The 25,140-nt window shown below is 32.4% G+C and carries 23 protein-coding genes; all 23 read left to right on the top strand.

Features of this window, described 5'->3' with window-relative positions; translation table 11 throughout:
• Window positions 1–2 precede the first annotated feature (2 nt).
• The 23 genes from AC106K_RS11705 (at window position 3) to rimO (ending at window position 24,845) form a co-directional block, all read left to right on the top strand.
• Window positions 3–2,399, top strand: a complete 2,397-nt coding sequence (locus AC106K_RS11705; RefSeq protein WP_482445470.1) for a GumC family protein — start codon at window positions 3–5, stop codon at window positions 2,397–2,399.
• Window positions 2,399–3,694, top strand: a complete 1,296-nt coding sequence (locus AC106K_RS11700; protein ID WP_482445468.1) for a nucleotide sugar dehydrogenase — start codon at window positions 2,399–2,401, stop codon at window positions 3,692–3,694. Before AC106K_RS11705 ends, AC106K_RS11700 begins: the two co-directional genes overlap by 1 nt.
• A 6-nt stretch (window positions 3,695–3,700) precedes the next feature.
• Entirely contained in the window at window positions 3,701–4,387 is a 687-nt protein-coding gene (locus AC106K_RS11695) for an FAD-dependent oxidoreductase (RefSeq protein ID WP_482445465.1), read from the top strand.
• A complete protein-coding gene (locus AC106K_RS11690; RefSeq protein ID WP_482445463.1) occupies window positions 4,347–4,892 on the top strand; it encodes an FAD dependent oxidoreductase family protein in 546 nt (181 codons plus the stop codon). The genes AC106K_RS11695 and AC106K_RS11690 overlap by 41 nt, the downstream gene beginning before the upstream one ends.
• A gap of 42 nt (window positions 4,893–4,934) precedes the next feature.
• Window positions 4,935–6,059 (top strand): DegT/DnrJ/EryC1/StrS family aminotransferase, encoded by a 1,125-nt coding sequence (locus AC106K_RS11685; protein WP_482445461.1) that lies wholly within the window; start codon window positions 4,935–4,937, stop codon window positions 6,057–6,059.
• A 12-nt stretch (window positions 6,060–6,071) separates the two neighbouring features.
• The gene (locus tag AC106K_RS11680; RefSeq protein ID WP_482445459.1) at window positions 6,072–6,644 is read left to right on the top strand and encodes an acyltransferase; all 573 of its coding nucleotides are present in this window, start codon (window positions 6,072–6,074) and stop codon (window positions 6,642–6,644) included.
• 9 nt (window positions 6,645–6,653) lie between these two features.
• A complete protein-coding gene (locus tag AC106K_RS11675) occupies window positions 6,654–7,664 on the top strand; it encodes a Gfo/Idh/MocA family protein (RefSeq protein ID WP_482445457.1) in 1,011 nt (336 codons plus the stop codon).
• A gap of 2 nt (window positions 7,665–7,666) precedes the next feature.
• Window positions 7,667–8,950, top strand: coding sequence for an oligosaccharide flippase family protein (locus tag AC106K_RS11670; RefSeq protein ID WP_482445455.1), 1,284 nt, complete (start codon window positions 7,667–7,669; stop codon window positions 8,948–8,950).
• A 6-nt stretch (window positions 8,951–8,956) separates the two neighbouring features.
• A complete protein-coding gene (locus tag AC106K_RS11665; protein ID WP_482445453.1) occupies window positions 8,957–9,418 on the top strand; it encodes a GNAT family N-acetyltransferase in 462 nt (153 codons plus the stop codon).
• 10 nt (window positions 9,419–9,428) lie between these two features.
• Window positions 9,429–10,385, top strand: a complete 957-nt coding sequence (locus tag AC106K_RS11660; protein ID WP_482445451.1) for a hypothetical protein — start codon at window positions 9,429–9,431, stop codon at window positions 10,383–10,385.
• Window positions 10,386–10,431: 46 nt separating this feature from the next.
• Complete coding sequence (locus AC106K_RS11655) at window positions 10,432–11,736, top strand: polysaccharide deacetylase family protein (protein ID WP_482445449.1); 1,305 nt, start codon at window positions 10,432–10,434, stop codon at window positions 11,734–11,736.
• Between the two features lie 155 nt (window positions 11,737–11,891).
• Window positions 11,892–13,160: a hypothetical protein gene (locus AC106K_RS11650; RefSeq protein ID WP_482445447.1), complete on the top strand. Its 1,269-nt coding sequence runs from the start codon at window positions 11,892–11,894 to the stop codon at window positions 13,158–13,160.
• Between the two features lie 3 nt (window positions 13,161–13,163).
• The gene (locus AC106K_RS11645) at window positions 13,164–14,327 is read left to right on the top strand and encodes a glycosyltransferase (protein ID WP_482445445.1); all 1,164 of its coding nucleotides are present in this window, start codon (window positions 13,164–13,166) and stop codon (window positions 14,325–14,327) included.
• Window positions 14,328–14,333: 6 nt separating this feature from the next.
• Complete coding sequence (locus tag AC106K_RS11640; RefSeq protein WP_482445443.1) at window positions 14,334–16,163, top strand: hypothetical protein; 1,830 nt, start codon at window positions 14,334–14,336, stop codon at window positions 16,161–16,163.
• A 126-nt stretch (window positions 16,164–16,289) separates the two neighbouring features.
• Window positions 16,290–17,432, top strand: coding sequence for a hypothetical protein (locus AC106K_RS11635; RefSeq protein ID WP_482445442.1), 1,143 nt, complete (start codon window positions 16,290–16,292; stop codon window positions 17,430–17,432).
• Window positions 17,433–17,440: 8 nt separating this feature from the next.
• On the top strand, window positions 17,441–18,664 hold the full coding sequence (locus AC106K_RS11630) for a glycosyltransferase family 4 protein (protein WP_482445440.1): 1,224 nt from the start codon (window positions 17,441–17,443) through the stop codon (window positions 18,662–18,664).
• Window positions 18,665–18,704: 40 nt separating this feature from the next.
• A complete protein-coding gene (locus AC106K_RS11625; protein ID WP_482445438.1) occupies window positions 18,705–19,922 on the top strand; it encodes a hypothetical protein in 1,218 nt (405 codons plus the stop codon).
• 20 nt (window positions 19,923–19,942) lie between these two features.
• Complete coding sequence (locus tag AC106K_RS11620) at window positions 19,943–20,545, top strand: sugar transferase (RefSeq protein WP_482445436.1); 603 nt, start codon at window positions 19,943–19,945, stop codon at window positions 20,543–20,545.
• Between the two features lie 9 nt (window positions 20,546–20,554).
• Window positions 20,555–21,148 carry an acetyltransferase gene (locus tag AC106K_RS11615; RefSeq protein ID WP_482445434.1) on the top strand — a complete coding sequence of 198 codons (594 nt, stop codon included), beginning with the start codon at window positions 20,555–20,557 and terminating at the stop codon, window positions 21,146–21,148.
• Window positions 21,149–21,168: 20 nt separating this feature from the next.
• Window positions 21,169–22,305, top strand: a complete 1,137-nt coding sequence (locus tag AC106K_RS11610) for an aminotransferase class I/II-fold pyridoxal phosphate-dependent enzyme (RefSeq protein ID WP_482445432.1) — start codon at window positions 21,169–21,171, stop codon at window positions 22,303–22,305.
• 13 nt (window positions 22,306–22,318) lie between these two features.
• Window positions 22,319–22,888 (top strand): sugar transferase, encoded by a 570-nt coding sequence (locus tag AC106K_RS11605; protein ID WP_482445430.1) that lies wholly within the window; start codon window positions 22,319–22,321, stop codon window positions 22,886–22,888.
• Between the two features lie 14 nt (window positions 22,889–22,902).
• On the top strand, window positions 22,903–23,448 hold the full coding sequence (gene rfbC, locus AC106K_RS11600; RefSeq protein WP_047095889.1) for a dTDP-4-dehydrorhamnose 3,5-epimerase: 546 nt from the start codon (window positions 22,903–22,905) through the stop codon (window positions 23,446–23,448).
• Window positions 23,449–23,543: 95 nt separating this feature from the next.
• On the top strand, window positions 23,544–24,845 hold the full coding sequence (rimO, locus tag AC106K_RS11595; protein WP_047095890.1) for a 30S ribosomal protein S12 methylthiotransferase RimO: 1,302 nt from the start codon (window positions 23,544–23,546) through the stop codon (window positions 24,843–24,845).
• Window positions 24,846–25,140 lie beyond the last annotated feature (295 nt).

Below are 25,140 nucleotides of genomic sequence, written 5' to 3'. Positions count from 1 at the left end.
TGATGGATAACCAGCAATCTTCACAATTTTCAGAAGAAGAAAACAACTCAAACAGTATTAATATCAGTGAAATTATAAAACCATTTATCAGAAAATGGCCATGGTTTATAGTAAGTGCAATCATTGCTGTGTTAGTAGGCTATATTTCATTGAGATTTATGGTTCCAGTATATGGGGTAGAATCTACAATTCTTATCAAAGATGCTAAAAATTCATCGTCACCAGTAATGGCAAACGATTTAGGTGTTTTGCCTGATTTATCAGGGATTGGTGGACTTAAGACAAATAGTATAGCTAATGAAATAGAAATTTTGAAGTCAAAAAAAATGATGGGTGAAGTGATCACTAATCAAAATCTTCAAACCAATATTACAGCTAAAGGAAAAGTTAGAACTTTAGAATTATACAAAGAAACTTCACCTATAGATGTAAGAATAATTACAGAAAAACCAGGAGCCAGCCCTGTAAATATGATAAATCTTGCTATAGATGGGGATAAATTAACTTTAAGTTCTGAGGGCCTTAAAAAAGAAATTATCACTACCTATAATAAGACAATAAGTTTACCTTTTGCAAATATTATAATAACAAAAAATCCTAAATTTAATCCAGTTGACGTTAAAGGTATCAATATTAAAAATCTTCAGCTTCAGATTTCATCTTTAGATGCTGCTGTAAATAGCCTTCAAGGTCCTCTTAGTGTTGATCTTGTTAATAAGGAAACTACTGTACTTAAGCTAGGTTTTAAATACCCACAGGTTTCAAAAGCAAAGGATATTATTAATAGCCTTGTAGTAGCTTATAATAATGATGCTATTTCAGACAAAAATTCAGAATCAAAAAAGACTTTAGATTTTATTGAAGACAGAATCAAAAAATTGTCTGGAGAATTAGGAGAAGTTGAGAATCAGAAAGAAAGTTTTAAATCTAAAAATAATCTTACCGATTTAGAAACAGAAGCTAAAATTAATTTAGAAAGCTCTGCTGCAGCTAGGTCTAAACAGTTGGATGTAGATGCTCAGTTGGAACTTACAACGGCTCTTATAGGTTATGTTTCTAAACAAGGACAATATCAGGTTCTACCTTCAAATGTAGGATTGAATAATGCCGAAGCAATATCAGGAATATCTGCATATAATCAACTTGTTTTACAGAGAAATAGATTGCTAGAGTCTGCTACTACGGAAAACCCTGCTGTAGTAGATGTTACAAAACAAATAAATGCAATGCGTAGTTCTATTATGCAAAGCCTTCAAAGAAACAAGGTAGGATTAGAGCTAGCGAAAAATGAATACTTAGGAGAGCAGAATAAAGTTTCTGGAAAAATATCAAGACTTCCTTCTATTGAAAAAATGTTCAGAAGTATAGAAAGACAGCAACAGATTAAAGAGAATTTGTATTTGCTTTTACTTCAGAAAAGAGAAGAAACTGCTATTGCTCAATCTATTACAGCTCAAAAAGCAAAAGTTGTAGACACCGCATATGCTTCACCTGTAGCAATTTCACCAAAAAGTAATGTTATTCTAACAGTTTATTTAGTAATAGGCTTATTAATTCCTTTCATAATTATTTATTTAACATTGCTTTTCAATAATAAAATTATTACAAAACATGACCTTGAGAAGCTCGTTCATGCTCCTATTATTGGTGAATTACCTAGTCTTGAAAAAGGTGATCCAGATATAGTAAAAGTAAATGATATTAGTCCTATGGCAGAAGCATTTAGAATTCTTATTACCAATATGAACTTCATGCTTTCAAAAGAGAAAAAAGGAAAAGTTGTATTTGTTACTTCAACAGTAAAAGGAGAAGGAAAGACTTTTACTTCTGTTAATTTAGCTTTAACGTTAGCTAATCCTAAGAAGAAAGCTATTATCATAGGTTCTGATATCAGAAATCCGCAACTTCAAAGATATAATCCTGCCAGAAAAGGACTTACCGGGCTTACTGAATACCTTTATTCTGATCATACGAATTTGGAAGATATTATTCATGTATCATCTTTTAACCCACATCTTGATGTTATTTATTCAGGAATGATTCCGCCAAACCCAACAGAACTATTGTCTAATGGCCGCTACGAAGTTCTTATAGAAGAATTGAAAGGGAAATATGATTATATTATTCTGGATACAGCTCCATTACTTCTGGTTACAGATACTCTCCTGATCGCAGAACTTGCAGATATTGTTATCTATGTTTCCAGATCAAAGTATACAGAAAAAGCATTATTAGAATTTGCCAATACTAATATTGATCAGAAAAAGATCAAAAATGTTGGATTTGTTCTTAACGACGTAAACAGAGAAAATTTAGGATACAGCAATAAATATGGTTATGGTTATAACAATCATAGCGAACAATCGTGGTTTCAAAAAATAAAAAATAAACTTAGTTAATGATGAAAACGTATAGAATAGCGGTTATAGGACAAGGTTATGTAGGCCTTCCTTTGTCCCTTGAATTTGCAGGTCATTATCCAGTTCTTGGATTCGATATTAACGCTCAGCGTGTTGACCAGCTTAATAACGGACAAGATATAACGCTTGAGGCAGATCTTGATAAATTAAATGCAGGACTTGAAAAATATAATGAATCCAATGGGGCTTTTGGGTATAAAGCTACAAGCCAGTTATCTGAAATATCAGAAGCAAACATATTTATTGTAACAGTTCCTACTCCTATTGATAAGTACAATGCACCAGATTTAAATCCTTTAATTTCAGCATCTAAAATGCTTGGTGAAATTATTAAAAATGGAGATATCGTGATTTATGAATCAACGGTTTTTCCTGGATGTACAGAAGAAGAGTGTGTTCCGGTTCTTGAAAAATATTCTGGGCTTAAATTTAATGATGACTTCTTTGTAGGATATTCGCCAGAGAGAATCAATCCGGGAGATAAAGTAAATACACTTACCAGTGTAAAAAAAGTAACCTCTGGTTCTACAGAAGCAATTGCAGAGGAAGTAGATAATCTATATAAGAAAATTATTACTGCGGGTACTCACAAAGCACCTAGCATTAAGGTTGCTGAAGCTTCTAAAGCTATTGAAAATGCACAAAGAGACGTTAATATTTCTTTTGTTAATGAACTTGCTTTGATTTTCGATAGAGTAGGTATCGATACCAACGACGTATTGGAAGCTGCAGGAACAAAATATAATTTCCTAAAGTATAAACCAGGATTAGTAGGTGGGCATTGTATTTCAGTAGACCCTTATTATCTGGCACATAAAGCAGAGCAACTAGGATACCATCCGGATGTTATTTTATCCGGTAGACGTGTAAATGACTCTATTGCTGAGTTCGTTGCCTCTAAAGTAGTGAAGCTTCTTATTGCAAAAGGAGGAGTGATCAAAGATTCTAAAGCTCTGATTTTAGGAATTACCTTTAAAGAAAACTGTCCGGATGTGAGAAATACCAAAGTAGTTGATATTTACAGAGAGCTTTCTGAATATGGTGTGAATGTGGATATTTATGATCCATGGGCAAGCAAAGAAGAAGTGAAACATGAATATGGAATTGATATTTTAGACGCTCTTGAAGAAGGTAAAAAGTATGATTCTTTAGTTATTGCAGTTTCTCATAACGAATTCCTTGAAATGGATCTTAATGAACTGAAAAAGGAAAATGCGGTGGTTTTTGATACCAAAGCATGTTTAGACAGAAATCTGGTAGATGCAAGATTGTAACAGATAATGAACTATGATATTATAATCATTGGTACAGGTTTGGTAGGGCTTGCTACGGCCTACCAAACTAAACTGAAAAATCCTGATTCTAAGATCTTAATTTTAGAAAAAGAAAATGATGTGGCATTGCACCAATCGGGACACAATAGTGGAGTGATCCACAGCGGGATTTATTATAAACCGGGAAGTCTTAAAGCAAAAAACTGTATTGAAGGTTACAATTCGATTATTAATTTTGCTGAGAAACATGGGATAAAATATGACCTTTGTGGCAAAATAATCGTGGCTACTTCACAAGAGGAACTTCCTCTTTTAGATAATATTTATAAAAGAGGAGTAGAAAACGGACTTCAAAATCTTAAATACCTTTCGAGAGATGAGTTTCGTGAAATAGAACCCCATTGTGAAGGAATAAAAGCAATAAAAGTTCCACAAACGGGGATTATTGATTATCCGGGAATTGCCAAAAAGATTAAAGAGCTTTTTGAAGAACTTGGAGGAGAAGTAAGGTTTAACAGCGAAGTAAAAAATATTATTGATAAAGGTTCTGAAATTATTGTAACCACCAATAATGCCGAATTCAAAAGTAAAAAACTGATTTCCTGCGCAGGGTTGTATTCTGATAAAGTTACCAAAATGACCAACGAAAAAAATGATGTGGTTATTATTCCTTTCAGAGGAGAATATTATTAAAATTAAAGATGAAAAAAAATACCTGGTAAAACATCTTATTTATCCTGTTCCAGATCCTAGTTTTCCCTTTCTTGGTGTCCACTTTACCAGAATGATTGATGGTAATATTGAAGCGGGACCTAATGCTGTTTTAGCTTTTAAAAAAGAAGGATATAACTTTTTTGATTTCAATTTTAGCGAAACCATGCAGACTATGCTGTGGCCTGGTTTCAGAAAAATTGTGGCGAAATATGGAAGAACCGGAATGGGGGAAATGCACCGTTCACTTTCTAAATCTGCATTTACAAAAGCATTGCAAAAGCTTTTACCGGAAATACAGGAAAATGATCTTGTACCTGGAGGTTCAGGAGTGAGAGCTCAGGCATGTGATAGAAATGGAGGGTTGATTGATGATTTCGATATTGTGAAAAACGGCAATATCATTCATGTTAGAAATGCTCCTTCTCCAGCAGCTACTTCATGTCTTTCTATAGGAAATAAGATCAGTGAGCTCATAGCAAATTAGATTTTACACTTTGGGTGATCTCAAAAAAACAAAAATATACATATGAAAATTCAAATGGTTGACCTTAAAGGTCAATATCAGAAAATAAAACAGGATATAGATGCTGGGATTCAGGAATGTATCGATAATGCTGCATTTATCAATGGTCCTGCAGTTAAGGAATTCCAACAGGACTTTGAAAAATACCTTAATGTAAAGCATGTTATTCCATGTGCTAACGGAACTGATGCTCTTCAAATTGCCATGATGGCTTTAGACCTGAAACCCGGCGAAGAGGTCATTTGTCCGGCATTTACTTATGTGGCGACTGCAGAAGTTATAGGACTTTTAGGATTAAAACCTGTAATGGTAGATGTAAACGAAGATACTTTTGACATCGATTTAAATGACCTTGAAAAATATCTTACTCCAAATACTAAGGCAATTGTTCCTGTACATTTATATGGACAAAGTGCAGATATGGAAAAGATTGTTGAATTTGCAAAAAAACATAATCTTTTTGTCATTGAAGATAATGCCCAGGCAATAGGTTCTGATTATACTTTCTCAGATGGAACAGTAAGAAAAACAGGGACTATCGGAGATATTGGATGTACTTCGTTCTTTCCTTCGAAAAACCTTGGATGTTATGGTGATGGAGGTGCATTGATGACAAATGATGATGAATTGGCTTTGAAGATCAGAATGATTGCTAATCATGGCCAGGAAAAGAAATACCATCATAAAGTATTGGGATGTAATTCAAGATTAGATACTCTTCAGGCTGCTGTTTTAAAAGTTAAACTTAAACATTTGGATGAATATTCTGCAGCAAGAAATAAAATGGCAGATTATTACGATGAAAATCTTGCCGGGATCTCAGAAATTCAGACTCCAAAAAGAGCTGAGAATTCTAACCATGTATTTCATCAGTATACCCTTAGAATAAAAAACGGGAAAAGAGATGAATTACAAAAATACCTTGCGGAAAAGAATATTCCGAGTATGGTATATTATCCTTTACCTCTTTACAAGCAGGAAGCTTTTCTGCAGTATGTAAAAGAAGGATTTAGTCTTCCTGTTACAGAACAGCTTTGTGCAGAAGTGATCTCGCTTCCTGTACATACAGAATTTGATGAGGAAGTATTGAATGTGATTGTTACGGAGATTAAGAATTTTTTTAATTAATAGAAACCAGATATGTCAGATTTTTTTGCACACGAAACGGCTGTTATTGATGAAGGATGTCAGATTGGTAATGGAACCAAAATTTGGCATTTTTCGCACCTTATGACAGGATGCATTTTGGGAGAAAAATGTAATATAGGTCAGAATGTTGTTATTTCTCCAAAAGTAATTTTGGGAAAGAATGTCAAAGTTCAGAATAATGTTTCCATCTACGAAGGGGTAACATGTGATGATGATGTCTTCTTAGGTCCATCAATGGTTTTTACCAATGTAATTAACCCAAGAAGTGCTGTAAACAGAAAGAATGAATACCTAAAAACACATGTTGGAAAAGGAGCTTCTATTGGAGCGAATGCAACGATTGTTTGTGGTCATAATATAGGTCAGTTTGCTTTTATCGGAGCAGGAGCTGTAGTCACAAAAGAGGTACCTGATTATGCTTTGGTAGTAGGGAATCCTGCCAGACAAATGGGCTGGATGAGCGAATTTGGGCAGAGACTTCAGTTTGATGCAGATAATATTGCTGTTTGTGAAGAAAGCGGAGAAAAGTACAAGTTAGAAAATAATAAAGTTTCGAAAATTTAAAATAAACAAATGTCTGAAAAAATAAAATTTGCAGTGGTAGGCTGCGGGCATATCGGAAAAAGACATGCCGAAATGATCTCAAGAAATGAAGAATGTGAATTGGTAGGATTAGTCGATGTTAAAGATAAATCTGTACTGGGAATTGAAAATTATGATGTTCCTTTTTTTGCTTCATTAGAAGAATTTTTAGCTTCCGGAATTGAAGTGGATGTTGTTAATATTGCTTCTCCAAACGGATTCCATTTCGAACAATCTTATAAAGTAATTGATGCTGGAAAACATGTTGTAGTAGAAAAGCCTATGGCTTTGAATAAACAGCATGCAGAAAAACTTATTTTCCAGGCTTTACACAAGCATAAACAAGTTTTTGCAGTAATGCAAAACAGATATTCTCCACCTTCTGCCTGGATCAAAGAGATGGTAGAAAGTGGAAAATTGGGAGAAATCTATATGGTTCAGCTTAATTGTTATTGGAATCGTGATGATAGATACTATAAGCCTGAATCATGGCATGGTAAAAAAGAATTGGATGGTGGAACCTTGTTTACACAGTTTTCTCACTTCATAGACATCATGTATTGGTTATTTGGGGATATTACTAATATTCAGGCGAAATTTGCTGATTTCAACCACGAAAATCTTACCGACTTTGAAGACTCAGGTTTTGTAAGCTTTGATTTCGTAGACGGCGGAATGGGATCATTGAATTACTCTACTTCAGTATGGAATCAAAACCTTGAAAGCTCTATGACCATCATTGCCGAAAATGGAGCCGTGAAGATTGGAGGACAATATATGGATAAGGTAGAAGTTTGTAATGTAAAAGACTACGAAATGCCAGTTTTAGCACCAACAAATCCAGGAAATGATTACGGTGCTTATAAAGGATCTGCTGCAAATCACCATTATATTATCGAAAATGTAGTAGATGTTTTGAAAGGTAGAAATACCATTACAACAAATGCTTTGGAAGGATTGAAGGTTGTGGATATTATTGAGAGGATTTACAGCTTAAAATAAAAATGATCAAGAGATTCATAAATAGTTTTATTGACAAGACCATAGCATCTAAATCTGAGTATTTTAAGAATATCCTTACATTGTTGTCAGGAACAGCTTTTGCTCAGCTAATTTTATTACTTGTAACACCAATACTTTCTAGAATTTATACTCCTGAAAGTTTTGGTGATTATACTATACTTCTAAGTATTGTTAATGTACTTACTGTATTTGCAACAGGAAGGTATGAACTAGCTATTTTATTGCCAAAAAATTCTATTTGGGCTAAACAGATTTTATATTTGGTTGGTATTATTTCTGCAACATTCTGTATTCTGTTAGTACCGATAATTATTATTTTTAACTCATCACTCCAAAATGTTTTTAATTTATCAGATGCTTCCTCTGTATTATTTTTAGTACCAATATTGGTCTTTATTAATGCCAATTTAAGTTCAATCCTTTATTGGTTTAATAGAAAGAGGCAATATAAAAAAATATCGTTTAACAAGATTTCTGAAAGTACGGTGTCGTCTGTGCTTAGTATTTGTTTAGGTTTTTTGAAATGGTCTCAGGGACTTATAATTGGAAGAGTTTCAGGACAGGTAATTGCTTTAATTTTATATAGCAGGAGTGCAAATTGGAAAGAGATTTTTTATTTTAAAATTTCTAAAATAAAACTGTCGTATGTTGCAAAAAGATATGTTAATTTTCCGAAATTTCTAGTCGTTGCTCATTTTTTCAATACTGCAGCTTATGAGGTTCCTGGTTTACTTATTAATTATTATTTTGGAAATTCTGTTTTGGGACTTTATGGATTTGCAAACAGAATTGCCACAGCACCACTTAGTTTGATGGCAGGATCAATTGGGAATGTTTTTAGAGAGGAAGCTGCAAGGTATTATATAAGTACAGGTAATTGTCAGGCTATATATAGCTCAACATTTAAAACCCTTTTAAAATTGAGTATTATCCCTTTTGTTTTGTTTTTTATTTTTGCTCCGGATATTTTTAGAATTATTTTTGGAGAAAAATGGATTACAGCAGGATATTATGCCAGATACATGACCCCAATGTACTTTTTTCAGTTTTTGTCTAATCCTCTATCTGCTGTCTTTTTGATTGCGGAGAAGCAAAGAGTAGATTTTTTATGGCAGATTTTTTTATTTGCTTTGAATATAACAATAGTTGTTTTAGGGGCTTTATTTTTTGATATAAAGACTACCTTAATTATTTTTTCATTAGGGTATTCTTTTATGTATATAATTAATTTGTCATTATCTTACTATTTTTCTAAAGGTAAATAAAAATATATGCAAAAATTAATAAGTGTATTAACTGTTATTAAATCTTTTGGATATGTTAGAAAACTAACATATAAGCAAAACGATGTCAATATTAGAGATATTATTGATTTACACAATAGGAAATTCAGCAAAATTGATAATCAAACTAAGCTATACTTATACACTCATAAAAACCGGTCTTTATATACTATAATAAAAGACGGTAAATTAATTGCCTATGCACTTTATATTGCAAGAAATGATAGGGAAGTTCATTTAAAGGGAATTGCAGTAGAGGATAATTATCAAGGTAAAGGATTTGCGAAAATATTATTATCGGACAGTATTTCTGAACTTGGAAAGTTTTTTGACATGATTAGCTTAAATGTTGTTTCTAATAATATTAGAGCAATTTCACTATATGAGTCATTCGGATTTGCTATAATATCTGAAAATGAAGATGAAATATCTATGATTTTAAAAAAATAAATTGTTACAAATGTTAGAAGAATATAAAAAGAAATATATCGAATTATGTGATAAGGAACAATCGATCCCATTGTTCTCACAATACTGGTGGTTAGATGCTGTATGTGGAGAAGGAAACTGGGATGTATTATTATGTGAGAAAGGTGATATTATCATTGGATCATTGCCGTATTACAAGAAGACAATTAAATCTTTTTTTAATATTCTTACTCTTCCGCAGGAAACTCAGACTTTAGGCCCCTGGATTAGAAGTGGTAAAGATGCTTCGAAAACAAGCAGTAGGATAAGTAATGAGATAAAAGTGATGGACGATTTGATTCAAAAACTGCCAAAATTCGATTATTTCATTCAACATTTTCATTATTCTATTACAAACTGGTTGCCTTTTTATTGGAATGGCTTTAAATGTACCACCAAGTATACATATGTTATACCAGATATTTCTGATCCCGAAAAAGTATTAGCATCTTTTTCTTATGATAAAAGAAAAAGTATTAAAGATGCACAAGGAAAATTATCTGTAAAAATAGATGAAGATTATAAAGGATTTTATCAATTTCATAAAGAATGTTTAAAAGAGATGGGGCAGACTATCTCTTATAGTGAAGAACTATTTTGTTCAATCTATGAAGCTAGTAAAAAAAGGAATAGTGGGTGTATAATGAGTGCTTATGATAATGAAGGTAATAAACATACTTCACTTTTCTTAATATGGGATAGTAACTCGGCTTATCATTTAATTTCAGCAATTAGTCCAAAATTTCGGCAATCTAATTCATTTTCCTATTTAATATTAGAATCGATTAAATTTTTAAGTGATAAAACTAAAGCTTACGATTTTGAAGGAAGTATGATAAAAAATGTGGAGAGTGCATTTAGGCTTTATGGTACAGAGCAAAAGGCTTATTTTGAAGTGTCTAAAACAAATTCTTTTCTTTTAAAAGTATTCTGGCTTTTCAAGCCATAGTTGATAATTAACTTGTTTATTATATTTGATAGTGATGTTGAAAAGCTTGAGAACAGAAAATGCAATATTGTATACAATTAAGTCTTTACTGAAAATTGCATTTGGTTATACAGTTACTCCAACTTTAGAATTTTTATCGGAAGATAATGCTGTTGTCAGGATTGAAGAAATAAATATCAGATTCAAACTGTGCTCACAGGCAAGACTGACTCAACTTCTAGAAGGAAGAGTACAGATGAAGTATATATTTTCATATGATAATTATTATAAAATACCTGTTATTGATGAAAATGAAGAAAAACTCTATGAAAATAATGGTATTATTCAAATAAACTATGATATTATTACATTACCATTCCTTTTATTATCAGGTTATGATGAATGGGTATCAGAAACAAAAGATGAGTTTGATAGATTTAAATATGAGGACAGCTTAGTGTATAAGTATAATCTGATAAGTGTACCAATTGTTGATGAATATGCATTTCTGATAAGGGAAATTCTTAAAAGTGAAATAATAAGCTTTAATCCTTTGATCAAAAAAACAGAGCTTATTCCAACTCACGATATAGATCATCTTTATAGATTTGACGGTTTTTTTAGGTCTTTAAAGAGTTTGTTGGGAGAAGTTAGAGAAAAAAGGGCCGGACAATTTGTTTATTCCTTATTTAATATGATTAAAGCAAGTTTCTCAAAAAAAGAAGATCAATATTTTAAGGGGATAGAGATTTTATATAATGATTCAAAAAAATATGGACTGAAGTCTGTTTTTTTCTTTATGACCGCAGAACCCTCCCAATATGATAAAGGGCAACGTATTGATGAAAATATTCTTAAGCTGATTGTCAGAATTCAAGATGTAGGAATGAAAGTCGGAATTCATCCAGGTTTCAATACATTTAGAAATATTGAGATAATGAGAGATGAGATAAAAAGACTAAGGGAATCTTTAAAGTCAAATATTTTGCTTTCACGGCAGCATTATCTTAGATTTGATAAGAAAGTTACTTATAAAAATCTTGAGAGTTGTGGAATAAAAGTAGATTATACCATGGGGTTTGCAGAACATGAAGGTTTTAGATGCGGTACAGCACACGCATTTAACCCTTTTAACCTAGAGAATGATGAACCTTATGATATTATTGAAAAACCATTGATTGCTATGGATTCTACGTTACAATATTATCAAAAGTATTCTATAGATAAAGCCCGTAATATATTGGAGAATTTATTCAATATAATATCAAGAGTTGAAGGTGATTTTATTATACTTTGGCATAATGATCGTGTTTTAAGAGATCAAGACTGGTATAAAGAAGTATATAGAGTATTCATTTCAAATCATACTTAAGAATGTTGAGAAAAACAATAAAAGTATAATAATAATTCTATCAATTAAACTTAAATATAAAACTTCCGAACTGTTTTGTAGTTTTGCATATCTATTTTCAGGAAAATAAAACAGTACTCTCATCAAGGTTTATAAAAACATTTAATTTTTTTTTAATGAAATTCAAATATTTATTATTACTACTACTTATATATAAATTTAGCTTAGATTATATTTATCTAGAATTTATACAACCTGTATATGCATATTTGGGGTTTGTAAATGAAGCAGATTTAGTTTCCCATATGTTGTCAATTATAGGGACAGTTATTTTTGGGGTTTTTTATAAGAAACTTTTAGAAATGAATAAACCATCTTCATTCATTATATTAGTTTTTTACTTACTTTATTTTATGCCAAATTTAACTTTTAGTAATTTTAATGGAGAAAGGGCATATATGATCTTTAGTATTCTGTATACAATAATGATTTCATATGCCTATATAAAAATGCCGAAAGTGAAGGTGGTACAAATATTACCTAAAGCCCAATCTTTAATTCTATTTTATGTTCTGCTATACGGTGTTATTATTTTGATGGTTTTATTTTCGGTTTATTATAATGGATTCAATATAAAATTTGACTTTGAAGATGTATATGCAATACGAGCAAAAGTTCAGAGCTTGGATTTGCCTCCAATTATTAATTACTTAAAACCAATTGCTGCAATGTTTGTTACAATAGGTTTAATGTTCTATTTACTTAAAAAAAATATTCTGTTTAGTACGGTTTTCTTATTTTTTGGATTAATGTTATATTCTTTTGGAGCACATAAGACAGACCTCTTTTTAATAATTTTTACTTTTTTGATCTTCTTCTTTTATAAGGATGCTTTTAAAAAGTACTTACTGATTTCGATTATTTGTCTTAACCTTTTTTTGATTATACTTACAGCTTCAGTAAGCTCTGATTTCCAAGCGGAAATGGGAGGATTTTATATAAGAACTTTCTTTACCCCTCCATTATTAGGATATTATCACTATGACTACTTTGGGTCTAGAGAGTTGCTTTACATGAAAGAGCACTTTATACATTGGTTTGATAGTTCTGCTGTACATACCAAAAATTCCCCATATATTATCGCTGAGCATTATTTTGGAGATCCAGAAATGTCTTCTAATACAGGTCTTATTGGTAATGATTTTGCACAATTCGGTTGGGCCTCCTTAATTATATTTCCTTTGTTAAGAGGTTACTTCTTTAATTTCTTTGATGCAATATGTAATGATCTTAATCCTAAATTACTGATTATTAGTGCTATAATGTTTGGTACGCAATTCATAAATGGATCTTTTTTTACGTCTTTAATCTCAGGAGGGTTTTTAATAACAAGTTTATTATTATATCTCATGCCTCGATCAAAGGCAATCCTTAAAAAAACTTAGTAAATGAAAAAAACTGAAAATAAAAGAATACTTCATCTTTCTCCTACAGATATCCGCTATGATAGTAGGATCCTAAAAGAACTGAAAGCGGTAAAGAAGATTGAAAACACAACATTAGTAGCTTATGGGATTGATGATTCTGAAGGGCATAAATATGAAACAGAAAACATACCTTTTATTAGAGTATTCAATATTGCGACAAAAAATCTGAAATTTTTACCAAGACCAATCAGGTATTTTCTTAATCTGCTAGAAGCGTTTATCAGAATGGTTTTACCTGGAATTAAATATAAGCCAGATGTTATTCATTGTCATGATACGTTATATTTACCTATTGCAAAAGCTATCAAATTATTTAGTGGGTCAAAATTGATATATGATGCACATGAGTTGGAATCAGATAAGGCAGGGCAATCAAAAATACTTTCAAAGTACACGCTATTCATTGAGAGAATAATGTGGAAAGATATTGACGTTCTGATTAGTGTGAGTCCTTCAATTATTCATTGGTATGATAAACATCTTGGAAAAAAAGAAAGTGTATTAATATTGAATTCTCCACAGCTTGATACTTCTCATAAAGAAAACGATAAAAGTAATTATCTTAGAGAAAAATTTAATATTCCTGAAGGAAAAAAAATATTTTTATATCTGGGAATAATAAGTGAAGTTGGAAGGGGAGTAGATCTATATCTTGATGTTTTTCAGAGAGAAGAAGTAGATTCTCATATCGTCTTTATTGGGTATGGTGAGTATGTTGATGAAATAAAAAAAGTAGCACTCAATAATGCAAATATTCACTATCATCCGGCAGTTCCTCATCATCAGGTAGTAGATGTATCTATGTCTGCAGATGTTGGACTTTGTTTGGTGGAAGCTGTTTCTTTAAGTGATTACTATTGCCTACCTAATAAATTATTTGAATATGCTTTTTCTGAATTATATGTTTTGGCATCAGATTTTCCAGATATCAAAAATGTTGTTGAGGAATACAGCCTAGGTAAATGCAGCAGTCTGGAAGCAGAGAATATATTCAAAATAATAAAAGATATTGAAAGTTTAGATTTAAGTAATAGACACAAAAAAGATCTTTATCCGCTTAGCTGGAACTTTCAGGAGAGTGAGTTAATAAAAATGTATAACAATATTTTAAAAAATAAAAAATAAAACAAAATGTGTGGAATTTTTGGCGTCGTATCGAAGACGAGTATAAATAAACAGAAGTTTCAAACTCTGGTAAAGCATTCCGAACAAAGAGGAGTGGATTCCAGTGGATTGATCTATTATCAAAACAATCACTATAAGGTAAACAGAGCAGATTATAGTATTGAGAAATTATTAAACAAAGTACAGCCATACAATAATAACATTGTACTGGGTCACAGTAGGTTGATTACCAATGGGCTGGGGGATAATCAGCCTGTAGTTAGAGGAAATATATGTGCTATCCATAACGGAATCATTGTAAATGAAGATGAAGTTTGGGGGAAATTATCTGTGACCAGGCAGCTGAAAATTGATTCTGAAGCGATTGTAGCTATTGCAGAAGAGTTTCTTAGTAACAAGGAAAACAAAATTGAAGATCTTCCGAAAGAGATACTTACCTTATGTAGAGGGGTGGTTGCATGTGCCCTTGTATTACCGGAAATAGGCAAACTACTTCTTTTCTCTAATAATGGAAGTTTATATGTAGGATATAATGAAGACAAAACATATTTTGCTTCAGAGAATTATGGACTTAAAATTATCGGATGTGAAAACATCAGCCAAATCAAAGAAGAGGCTTTAATTTTAGATATTCCTGCTTCAGAAGAAAAGCTGGTAATTACAGATGAGAAGAGTAGAGTAGAAAATTTAATTCCTGAATTTAAATTCAATACCATTGAAGAGGGATTACTGGAATATAAAAAGATCAACATCAAAAGATGTACAAAATGTATACTTCCAGAAACGATGCCTTTTATAAAGTTTGACGAAGTTGGAGTATGTAACTATTGTAAAAGTTATAAACCAAGAAATAATCCAAAACCAAAAGAGGAATTATTTAAATTGGTAGAGCCTTACAGAAGAAAAGGGAAAGAATTAGACTGTATCGTTCCTTTTTCCGGAGGTAGAGACAGCTGCTACGGACTTCACCTTATTGTAAAAGAACTGGAAATGAAACCTGTTACTTATACTTACGATTGGGGAATGGTAACAGACTTAGGAAGAAGGAATATCAGCCGTATGTGTGCTGATCTTGGTGTAGAAAATATTATTGTTGCTGCAGATATTTCCCTGAAAAGGAAGAATATCAGAATGAATCTTGAAGCATGGCTTAAATCCCCACATTTAGGAATGATGGCAATGCTTACAGCAGGTGACAAGCATTTCTTCAGATATGTAGAAAGTATCAAAAAGCAAACAGGAATCAATCTAAATCTTTGGGGAGTAAACCCATTGGAAGTAACTCACTTTAAGACAGGATTTTTAGATATTGAACCTGATTTTGAAGAAAAAAGAGTATACAGCCATGGTGCAATGAAACAGTTGAGATATCACTCCAAAAGATTCAGAGCAATGATGCAAAGTCCTGGATATTTTAATAGCTCACTTTGGGATACCCTTTCAGGAGAATACTACCGTAGCTTCACAGAAAAACAGGATTATTACCATATTTTTGATTATTGGAGATGGGATGAAGAACAGGTAGATAATACTCTTTTAAATGATTACGACTGGGAAAAGGCGATAGATACTACTACTACTTGGAGGATTGGTGATGGTACTGCTGCATTCTATAACTATGTATACTATACGGTAGCTGGCTTTACAGAGCATGATACCTTTAGAAGTAATCAAATTAGAGAAGGGCAAATTACAAGAGAAAGAGCTCTGGAACTTGTTGAGATAGAGAATGCACCTCGTTATCAAAATATCAGATGGTATCTAGATACTTTAGGGTTAGATTTTGAACGTGTGATAAAAATAGTAAACAATATTCCAAAATTGTATAAAGATTAAGAGGAAATCATAAATATCTATCTATAGATGAAAGATTTAATATATAAACTGAGGTTTATTCTTATGTGTTTGTTTTGTACCATCGGCACTTGCCCGATGGTACAAGCATCTGTAAGTATATCATCTATGCTATCAAATGAACCGGTGTTCAGACAGCAGAACCTGACAACCACGGAAGTCATTAATATGATCAATCGCTATAGTGATATTTTTGCTTCTGAAACGAAAATGACGAATTGGCCAAATGCTCCCTATGATTGTGCTGCTTTTTTATATATACCGATTCAATATGCTTACGATACTAAAAATCAGGAAGTGATAAAAAGCCTACAGGGGCTTTTTACCTATAATACACTACTTACTGTAAAAAATAGATCGGATGTAGATGATTTAAGCAAAAGAACTTTCTATTTTACAGTATCTGAATATTTGAGAAGAAGCGGAATACGAGGTAATACAGAAAAAACCAAAATGTTTAACTTTATAAGAAAAGAAGTTTTAAACTATTGGAACAATACATTTGCAAATATCTGGGATGAAGAGTCAAAAAAATTCTACGGTGTAAAGCAAAGGGTAAAATATTTACTGAGTGGTGAATATAATGGAAATATGAGCTATTATAATGCGTTCACCGATCTTGAATTCTATATTCTGGGAACTGGTATAAGCCTTTCACTTATAGAAAAAGAAGCATCACTTACTGCTACTCCGGATTTGATAGATATTAGAGACCTTTTTTATGAGGTAATGCAGAAAAAAGTTGTATTCAAAGATAATGTATGGTATCTACAGCCCAATGTATGGAAAGATCATCCGAATTTTCAAGACGTGGTTTTAAAGAATAATCAAAGTGTGAATTGGGATGCTTCTCACTTTTCAAGAATGCCAGCTTATCTATACCTTCTTAAATTAGCATTCCAATCTGATAATACGAAATTTAAGTATTTGGAAAAACTTAATATACTGCTTTCAAGGCAATTATTGAATAATATTGCAATGTATAATTCCAAAAACGGAATCTATACTTTCAATAATTTTGTTGATGGAAATAACAGTAATTTTAGGAGTAACCTTAAAAAAGGGATAAAAGGATTGTTACCTTCTGAGGATTATGGTCATATTTTCTATGGATGGTGGAAAATGCTGAATACCGATGAGGTCAATTTAATGTATAAAAGGATAGCTCTTAAATATTCTTACTACTCCAATCACAATCCTTATATCAATGAAAATAAAGGATATTTTCAAGAAATTGTAAACTTAAAATAAAAAACTAAATGAATATTTGGTTAATTTCAAAATATGCTTCACCACCACAATATGCAAAAGTTCCATCACGCCTATTTTATTTGGCAAGAGAGTTCAGAAAATTGGGCAATGAAGCATTGATAATAACCTCAGATGCAAATCATTTTACCAATTGTCCTGAAACGGATAAAACATATAATGATGAAGAGCAGGATGGAGTTGCTATAAAATGGATTAAAACAAAAAAATATATAAAAACCGCATCTATTGACAGAATTTTGTCTTGGCTTGATTTTGAAAGAAAGCTTTTTTCAATGGATCTTTCTAAGCTCTCAAAACCTGATGTGGTTATTATCTCCTCACTTTCAATTTTTTCTATTATTTACGGATATTATCTTAAAAGGAAATTTGGAAGTTTTTTGGTCTTTGAAATTCGTGATATTTGGCCTTTAACAATGACCGAAGAAGCAGGATTTTCCAAATCGCACCCCCTTGTTTTATTGATAGGATTCATAGAAAAGTTCGGATACAAAAAGGCAGATTTAGTTGCGGGTACAATGCCAAGACTGGATTTACATGTAGAGCAATTGTTGGGGTATAAAAAACCGTTTCATTGTTCTCCATTAGGATTTGATCCTGAAAATTATTCTGAAGACTTTTTAAAAGAAAAAAATCCGTTTTCAGAAATAGCTCCCGCAAATAAAGTGGTCATTGGATATGCTGGCAGTATGGGAGTGACCAATGCTTTGGAACCTTTTATGGAAGCTATTCAAATGATGAAAGACAATACTAATGTACATTTTGTTCTTGTTGGAAGTGGAGATCTTAGATCTTCTTATGAAGAGCAATTGAAGGATTGTCCGAATGTAACATTCATGCAAAGAATACAGCAAAGCGAAGTTAAATATTTCCTTCAGGTTTGTGATATTTTATACTTGTCTACCAAAGATTCCAAAGTATGGGATTACGGACAATCTATGAATAAAGTAGTAGAATATATGTTGGCGGCGAAACCTATCATAGCATCTTATACAGGATATCCATCTATGATCAACGAAGCTGATTGTGGACAATTTATTAATAGTACATCTGCTGAAGATATTAAAATTGCTATCTTGCATTATGCTGATATGAGTGTAGAAGAAAGAGCAAAGATTGGTAATAACGGAAGAAAATGGATCTTTGAAAATAGAACATATCCGTTACTAGGTAAGCAATATATAGAAGCAATTGTATTGCAGTCTAAAAAGTAAAACAAATGATATATTAATCCTAAAGTATAAGGACTTCTTTATGAAGATTACTATAAATAATAATTTTATTTATAAACTATTCCTGTTGTCTTTCATTGTAGGAAATGTTATTACTATTTCCTTTGCTAAGCCTCTTGAAATAGATAGTAGAAATTTTTCTATACCTTATAGGGCATTTATTATTATCTTTTCTTTATTCATTATATATAAAGAAAGAAAAAATATTAATGGTAAAAATATTTCAATTATAAGTCTTGTTGTATTTTGGATTTACTATCTGATCAAGCTTATATATTCTTTTAATCATTATGCTTTTCATGAAGAAGTTCGGTTATTGGAGAAAGAGTATATTTTTAGAGTTTTACTTATTGTTCTTTTACCGAGCATCGCATTATTAAGTATTAATTATCGTGAAATAAATTTTAAGAGCATTGCAGAATATAGCATTACTATTTTATCTGCTCTTCTTATTGCAAATTATATCTATAACTACTTTGTAACGGACTTTATTTTCAGTACATATTATATTATGTACGGGCATATAGGAGCTTCATTATATATCATATCATTATTTTTGCTATTGTTTTGTAGAGAAAATTATAACAATAGAAGTCTATTTCTTTTATTTTTTTGTCTTTCATTAGGTCTGTTTAATACTATTGAATCTATTGCAAGAAGTCCAGTTGTAGCTGTTTCTGTTTGCACTGCTTATCTATTTATTTTAAAGGGAAGTAAAAAATATTTATGGTATATAGGGGGGGGGATTATAACCTTTATAGGCTTGGTTTTTTTACACGAGCGATATGGAAACGGTCAGATTATAAGCTTTAATAGAGTTTATAAATGGATCGCCTTTGGGGATACTACAGGTAGAGGACCTTTATTTACCCAAGCTTTTGAGATCTTTAAATCAAATTGGCTTTGGGGAGGAAGAGTTCTATATCAAGATGGAAACTACCCACACAATATTTTTCTGGAACTATTAATGGCTACAGGAGTTTTAGGATTCATTATTTATTTTCTGAAATTTTTACCTGTAATAAAGAATTTTGAAATATTTTGGAATAGTAAAAAGAGTAATATATATTATAAATTAATTTTCGCCTTATTCTTACAATACTTTACTTTAATACAGACTTCATGTAACCTTTTTGATATACCAGAATTTTTGTACTTTAGTTCAATGATTATAGGAATCAGTTTTACAGTAAAAAATGGGCAGAATTTGAACACATATTCACAAAATATAAAACAATAGACATATCTGAAGTTTTAAAAATGTATAAAAATTATTTAAAGAGAAGCTTTGACTTTATATTTTCTCTAATTGGGATTACCTTTTTACTACCCATTTTTCTTGTTGTGATGGTTGCCTTATTGTTTGCAAATGATGGCAAACCCTTTTTCTTTCAATTAAGACCAGGTAAAAATGGGAAAGTATTTAAAATTATTAAGTTCAAAACAATGAACGATAAAAAAGGGGCTGATGGAAATCTTTTGTCAGATGCAGAAAGACTTACGGCAGTAGGATCATTCGTTCGTAAGACCTCTTTGGATGAAATTCCACAATTGATCAATGTTTTAAAAGGAGATATGTCACTTATCGGGCCAAGACCTCTTTTAGTACAGTATTTACCCTTGTACAATGAACACCAGGCCAAAAGACATGAGGTGAAACCAGGAATTACAGGTTGGGCACAAGTAAATGGTAGGAATGCTATATCATGGGAACAGAAGTTTGATTATGATGTATGGTATGTAGAAAATATATCACTTATTTTAGATATTGAAATATTTTTTCTTACCGTTAAGAAAGTGTTTATCAGAGAAGGAGTTTCTGCTGATGGGCACGTAACTATAGAACCTTTTAAAGGAAATTAATCTTCATATATGTATTTATTTGGTGCAAGCGGACATGGAAAAGTAATTGCAGATATTGCAATCGCTAATCATGTAAAAATTAAAGCATTTATTGATCAGGACGTCACTAAAAAAGAATGCTACGGAATTCCTGTCCTAAATGATCTGCCAGAAAATAATGAAAGGCTGATCATCTCTATAGGAAATAATCTCACCCGTAAGAAAATTGCAGATAAAATTAATAATGAAATTGGGACTTTAATCCATCCCAGATCAGTTATTTCAGAAACAGCGAAAATTGGTTCTGGTACTGTAATCATGGGAGGAGTTACAATTAATGCAGACAGTACAATAGGAAAACATTGTATTATTAATACTAATTCTTCAGTAGATCATGAATGTAATTTGGGTAATTTTGTTCACATATCCCCCAATGCAGCACTGGCAGGCAATGTTTATGTAGGAGAAGGAACTCATATAGGAATAGGCGCCGTGATAATACAGGGTATTAGAATAGGAAAATGGTGTGTAATTGGAGCTGGAGCTGTAATTATTAACGATGTTCCCGATTATTCAGTTGTAGTTGGAAATCCAGGCAAAATCATTAAAAAAAATATTATATAAACAAGTTACTAATCTAATATATGAATACTAAAATATGGTTATCCTCACCCCATATGGGAGGAAACGAATTAAAATATATCAACGAGGCATTCGAAGAGAACTGGGTGGCTCCGTTAGGACCTAATGTGAACGGATTTGAAACTGATCTGGAACAGTTTTTAGGTGAAAATGCAAAAGTAGCAGCACTTTCTGCAGGTACTGCAGCATTACACCTTGCCCTTATAGAATGTGGAATAGAGCATGGTGATGAGGTCATCTGTCAGTCGATGACATTTTCAGCATCAGCCAATCCTATTGCTTATTGCGGTGCAATTCCTGTTTTTATTGACAGTGAGCCGGATACCTGGAATATGTGTCCGGATGCTTTAAAAGAAGCAATTCAAGACAGAATACAAAAAGGAACAAAGCCAAAAGCAATTATTGTAGTCCATCTGTATGGAATGCCTGCAAAAATGAATGAAATTACAGCCATTGCTGCAGAATATCAGATTCCTATTATCGAAGATGCAGCGGAAGCCCTGGGATCATCTTATCAGGGAAAAGCATGTGGAATATTCGGACGCTTTGGGATCCTGAGCTTTAATGGGAACAAAATTATTACCACTTCAGGAGGAGGCGCTTTGGTCTGTCATACTCAGGAAGATAAAGATAAAGCGGTTTTTCTTTCCACGCAGGCAAGAGATAATGCTCCTCATTATCAGCATTCACATATTGGTTTTAATTACAGAATGAGTAATATTGTGGCAGGAATAGGAAGAGGGCAAATGGAAGTTCTTAAAGATAGAGTTGCTGCCCGTAGAGCCATGCATGATTTTTATATTGAGATTTTTAAAAATATAGAAGGAGTAACTGTATTTACAGAACCAGGAGATGATTTCTATTCCAATCACTGGTTGTCGGCAATCATTATTGATCCTGAGACGACCGGAAAAAACAGAGAAGGTCTGAGACTGGCTTTCCTAGAAGATAATATAGAGTCAAGACCACTTTGGAAGCCAATGCATTTGCAGCCTGTTTTTGAGAAAACTTCTTATTATGGTACAGATATTTCTGAAAAACTTTTTGATAATGGATTGTGTTTGCCTTCAGGTTCTAATTTATCAGATGAGGACAGAAGTAGAATTAGAACAGTAATTCATAGTTATTTCGGAATTTAATTATTGAATTTTAATGAATCAGTATACTTATTGGAAAGTAGTTTTTGATATTACCTTGGCGGTAGTATTGATTCTCTTTCTTATACCAGTACTGATTATTTTATTTGTGATAGCAAGTCTGGATACATCTTCTAATGGTATTTTTTTTCAGACTCGTGTAGGACAATATGGAAAACCTTTTACCATTTTTAAATTTAAAACAATTCATGAGCAGAAGAGAACATGTTCAAAAATTGGACAGACTCTCAGAAGGTTTAAGCTCGATGAATTTCCTCAGTTGTTTAATATCCTGAAAGGTGATATGAGTTTTGTAGGTCCCAGGCCCGATATTGAAGGCTATTACGATAGACTTACCGGAACAGACAGAAGAGTTCTGAAGCTGAAACCCGGACTGACCTGTGAAGCGAGTATAAAATACAGAGATGAAGAAGACCTGTTGAAGAAGCAAAAAGACCCTCTTGCATATAATGATGAAATATTATTTCCGAACAAAGTAAGAATGAATCTCGACTATTTTGAAAATATGTCTTTTAAAAACGACTCAAAGATTTTGTTTAAAACAGTAATAACCACATTGAAATAGATTTTTTCACGATCATGAAAATTAAAGAAACCCCGCTTAAAGATTGCTACATCATAGAACCCACTGTTTTTGAAGACGAGAGAGGGTACTTTTTTGAAAAGTTCAACGAAAAAAGATTTGAAGAACTTACCGGAATGAATGGCCATTTTGTACAGGACAATATTTCCAAATCTTCTTATGGAGTACTGAGAGGTCTTCACCTGCAGAAAGGAGAACATGCACAGGCAAAATTAGTGTCTTGCCTTGAAGGAAGCGTATGGGATATTGCGGTAGACCTTAGAGAAGATTCTCCTACATTTGGAAAATGGTTCGGTATTGAGCTTACCGCTGAAAATAAACTACAGCTTTATGTGCCGAGAGGCTTCGGTCATGGGTTTTCAGTTCTGAGCACTCATGCTGTATTTTCTTACAAATGCGATAATTTTTATAACAAAGAATCCGAAGGCAGTGTGAGATTCAATGATCCGGACCTCAATATAGACTGGAAGATTGATGATAAAGATGCTGTGCTTTCAGAGAAAGACCAGAATGCACCAAGCTTCAAAGAAAAAAACTTTTAAAGGATGTCCTTGAAAACCACTTTTATAAAGTGGTTTTTTATTTTTTAATCTAACTCTTTAATATTTTGTATCTTTGCAGACTCAAAATCAAAACGATGCGTACAAAATCTGTAGGGAAGAAGAAAATCAATGTAGTCACTCTTGGATGTTCCAAGAATGTATATGATTCTGAAGTATTAATGAGCCAGTTGAAAGCCAATGGCAAAGAAGTGGTTCACGAAGACCGTGGGGACATTGTGGTCATCAATACCTGCGGATTTATTGATAATGCCAAAGAAGAGTCTATCAATACCATCCTTGATTATGTAGAGGCCAAGAACAGAGGTGAGGTAGAAAAAGTATTTGTTACAGGATGTCTTTCAGAAAGATATAAGCCGGATTTGGTAAAAGAAATTCCGGATGTAGATCAGTATTTTGGAACAAGAGACCTTCCGATGTTGCTGAAACATCTTGGTGCTGATTACAAACATGAATTGGTGGGAGAAAGGATGACAACCACTCCAAAGCATTATGCATACCTTAAAATTTCAGAAGGTTGCGACAGACCATGTTCTTTCTGTGCAATTCCTTTGATGAGAGGAGGGCACGTTTCAACTCCTATCGAAAAACTGGTTACTGAAGCTCAGAAACTGGCGAAAAAAGGAACCAAAGAACTGATTCTTATTGCACAGGATCTTACGTATTACGGATTGGATATTTATAAAAAGAGGGCATTGGGTGATCTTTTAAAAGAACTTGTAAAAGTAGAAGGAGTAGAATGGATCCGCCTTCACTATGCTTTCCCAAGCGGATTCCCGGAAGATGTTCTGGATATTATCCGTGAAGAACCTAAAGTATGTAATTATATAGATATTCCTCTTCAGCACATCAATTCTGATTTGTTGAAATCGATGAAGAGAGGAACAACCCATGAAAAAACAGATGCACTGTTAGGAAAATTCAGAGAAAAAGTTCCTGATATGGCGATCAGAACCACGCTTATCGTAGGTTACCCTGGAGAAACAGAAGAAAGATTCCAGGAGCTTAAAGATTGGGTAAGAGAGCAGAAATTCGACAGACTGGGATGCTTTACCTATTCTCATGAGGAGAATACAACAGCTTATGTATTGGAAGACGATATTCCACAGGAGGTAAAAGAGGCTAGAGTAGAGGAGATCATGGAGCTTCAGTCTCAGATTTCGTGGGAAAAGAATCAGGAGAAGATCGGAAAAGTCTTCAGATGTATCTTTGACCGTAAAGAAGGAAACTATTTTATCGGAAGAACAGAATATGATTCCCCGGATGTAGATAATACGGTTTTGGTTTCTGCTGAAGACACTTATATCTCTATAGGAGAGTTTGCAGAGGTCAGAATTACTTCAGCTGAAGAATTTGACTTATACGGAGAATTAGTCTAAATATAAAGGTCTATTAATCAGTATAAAAAGAATCTGAAAAAAATAAGAAATTAAGTAAATTTAACATAACTTATATTTAGCTTAAATGTTTTTATATGGCTGATAATTAAATAATTATGATTGAGTGATGATGGTTTTTCTAATTTTTTTTTATAAAGTATTTAAATTAGAAAATTAAATGTTAAATTTGCAGCATAAGCAATATTTTTAAAATATGTATTTTCAATAAGTTATTTATTGAAATGAGGCTCAAAGTTAAGTGAAATAATTATTTTTTTGCCCCTTTTAGTTTCAG

The organism is Chryseobacterium sp. FR048, assembly GCF_056844665.1.
This window is presented reverse-complemented; position numbering and strand designations above follow the sequence as displayed.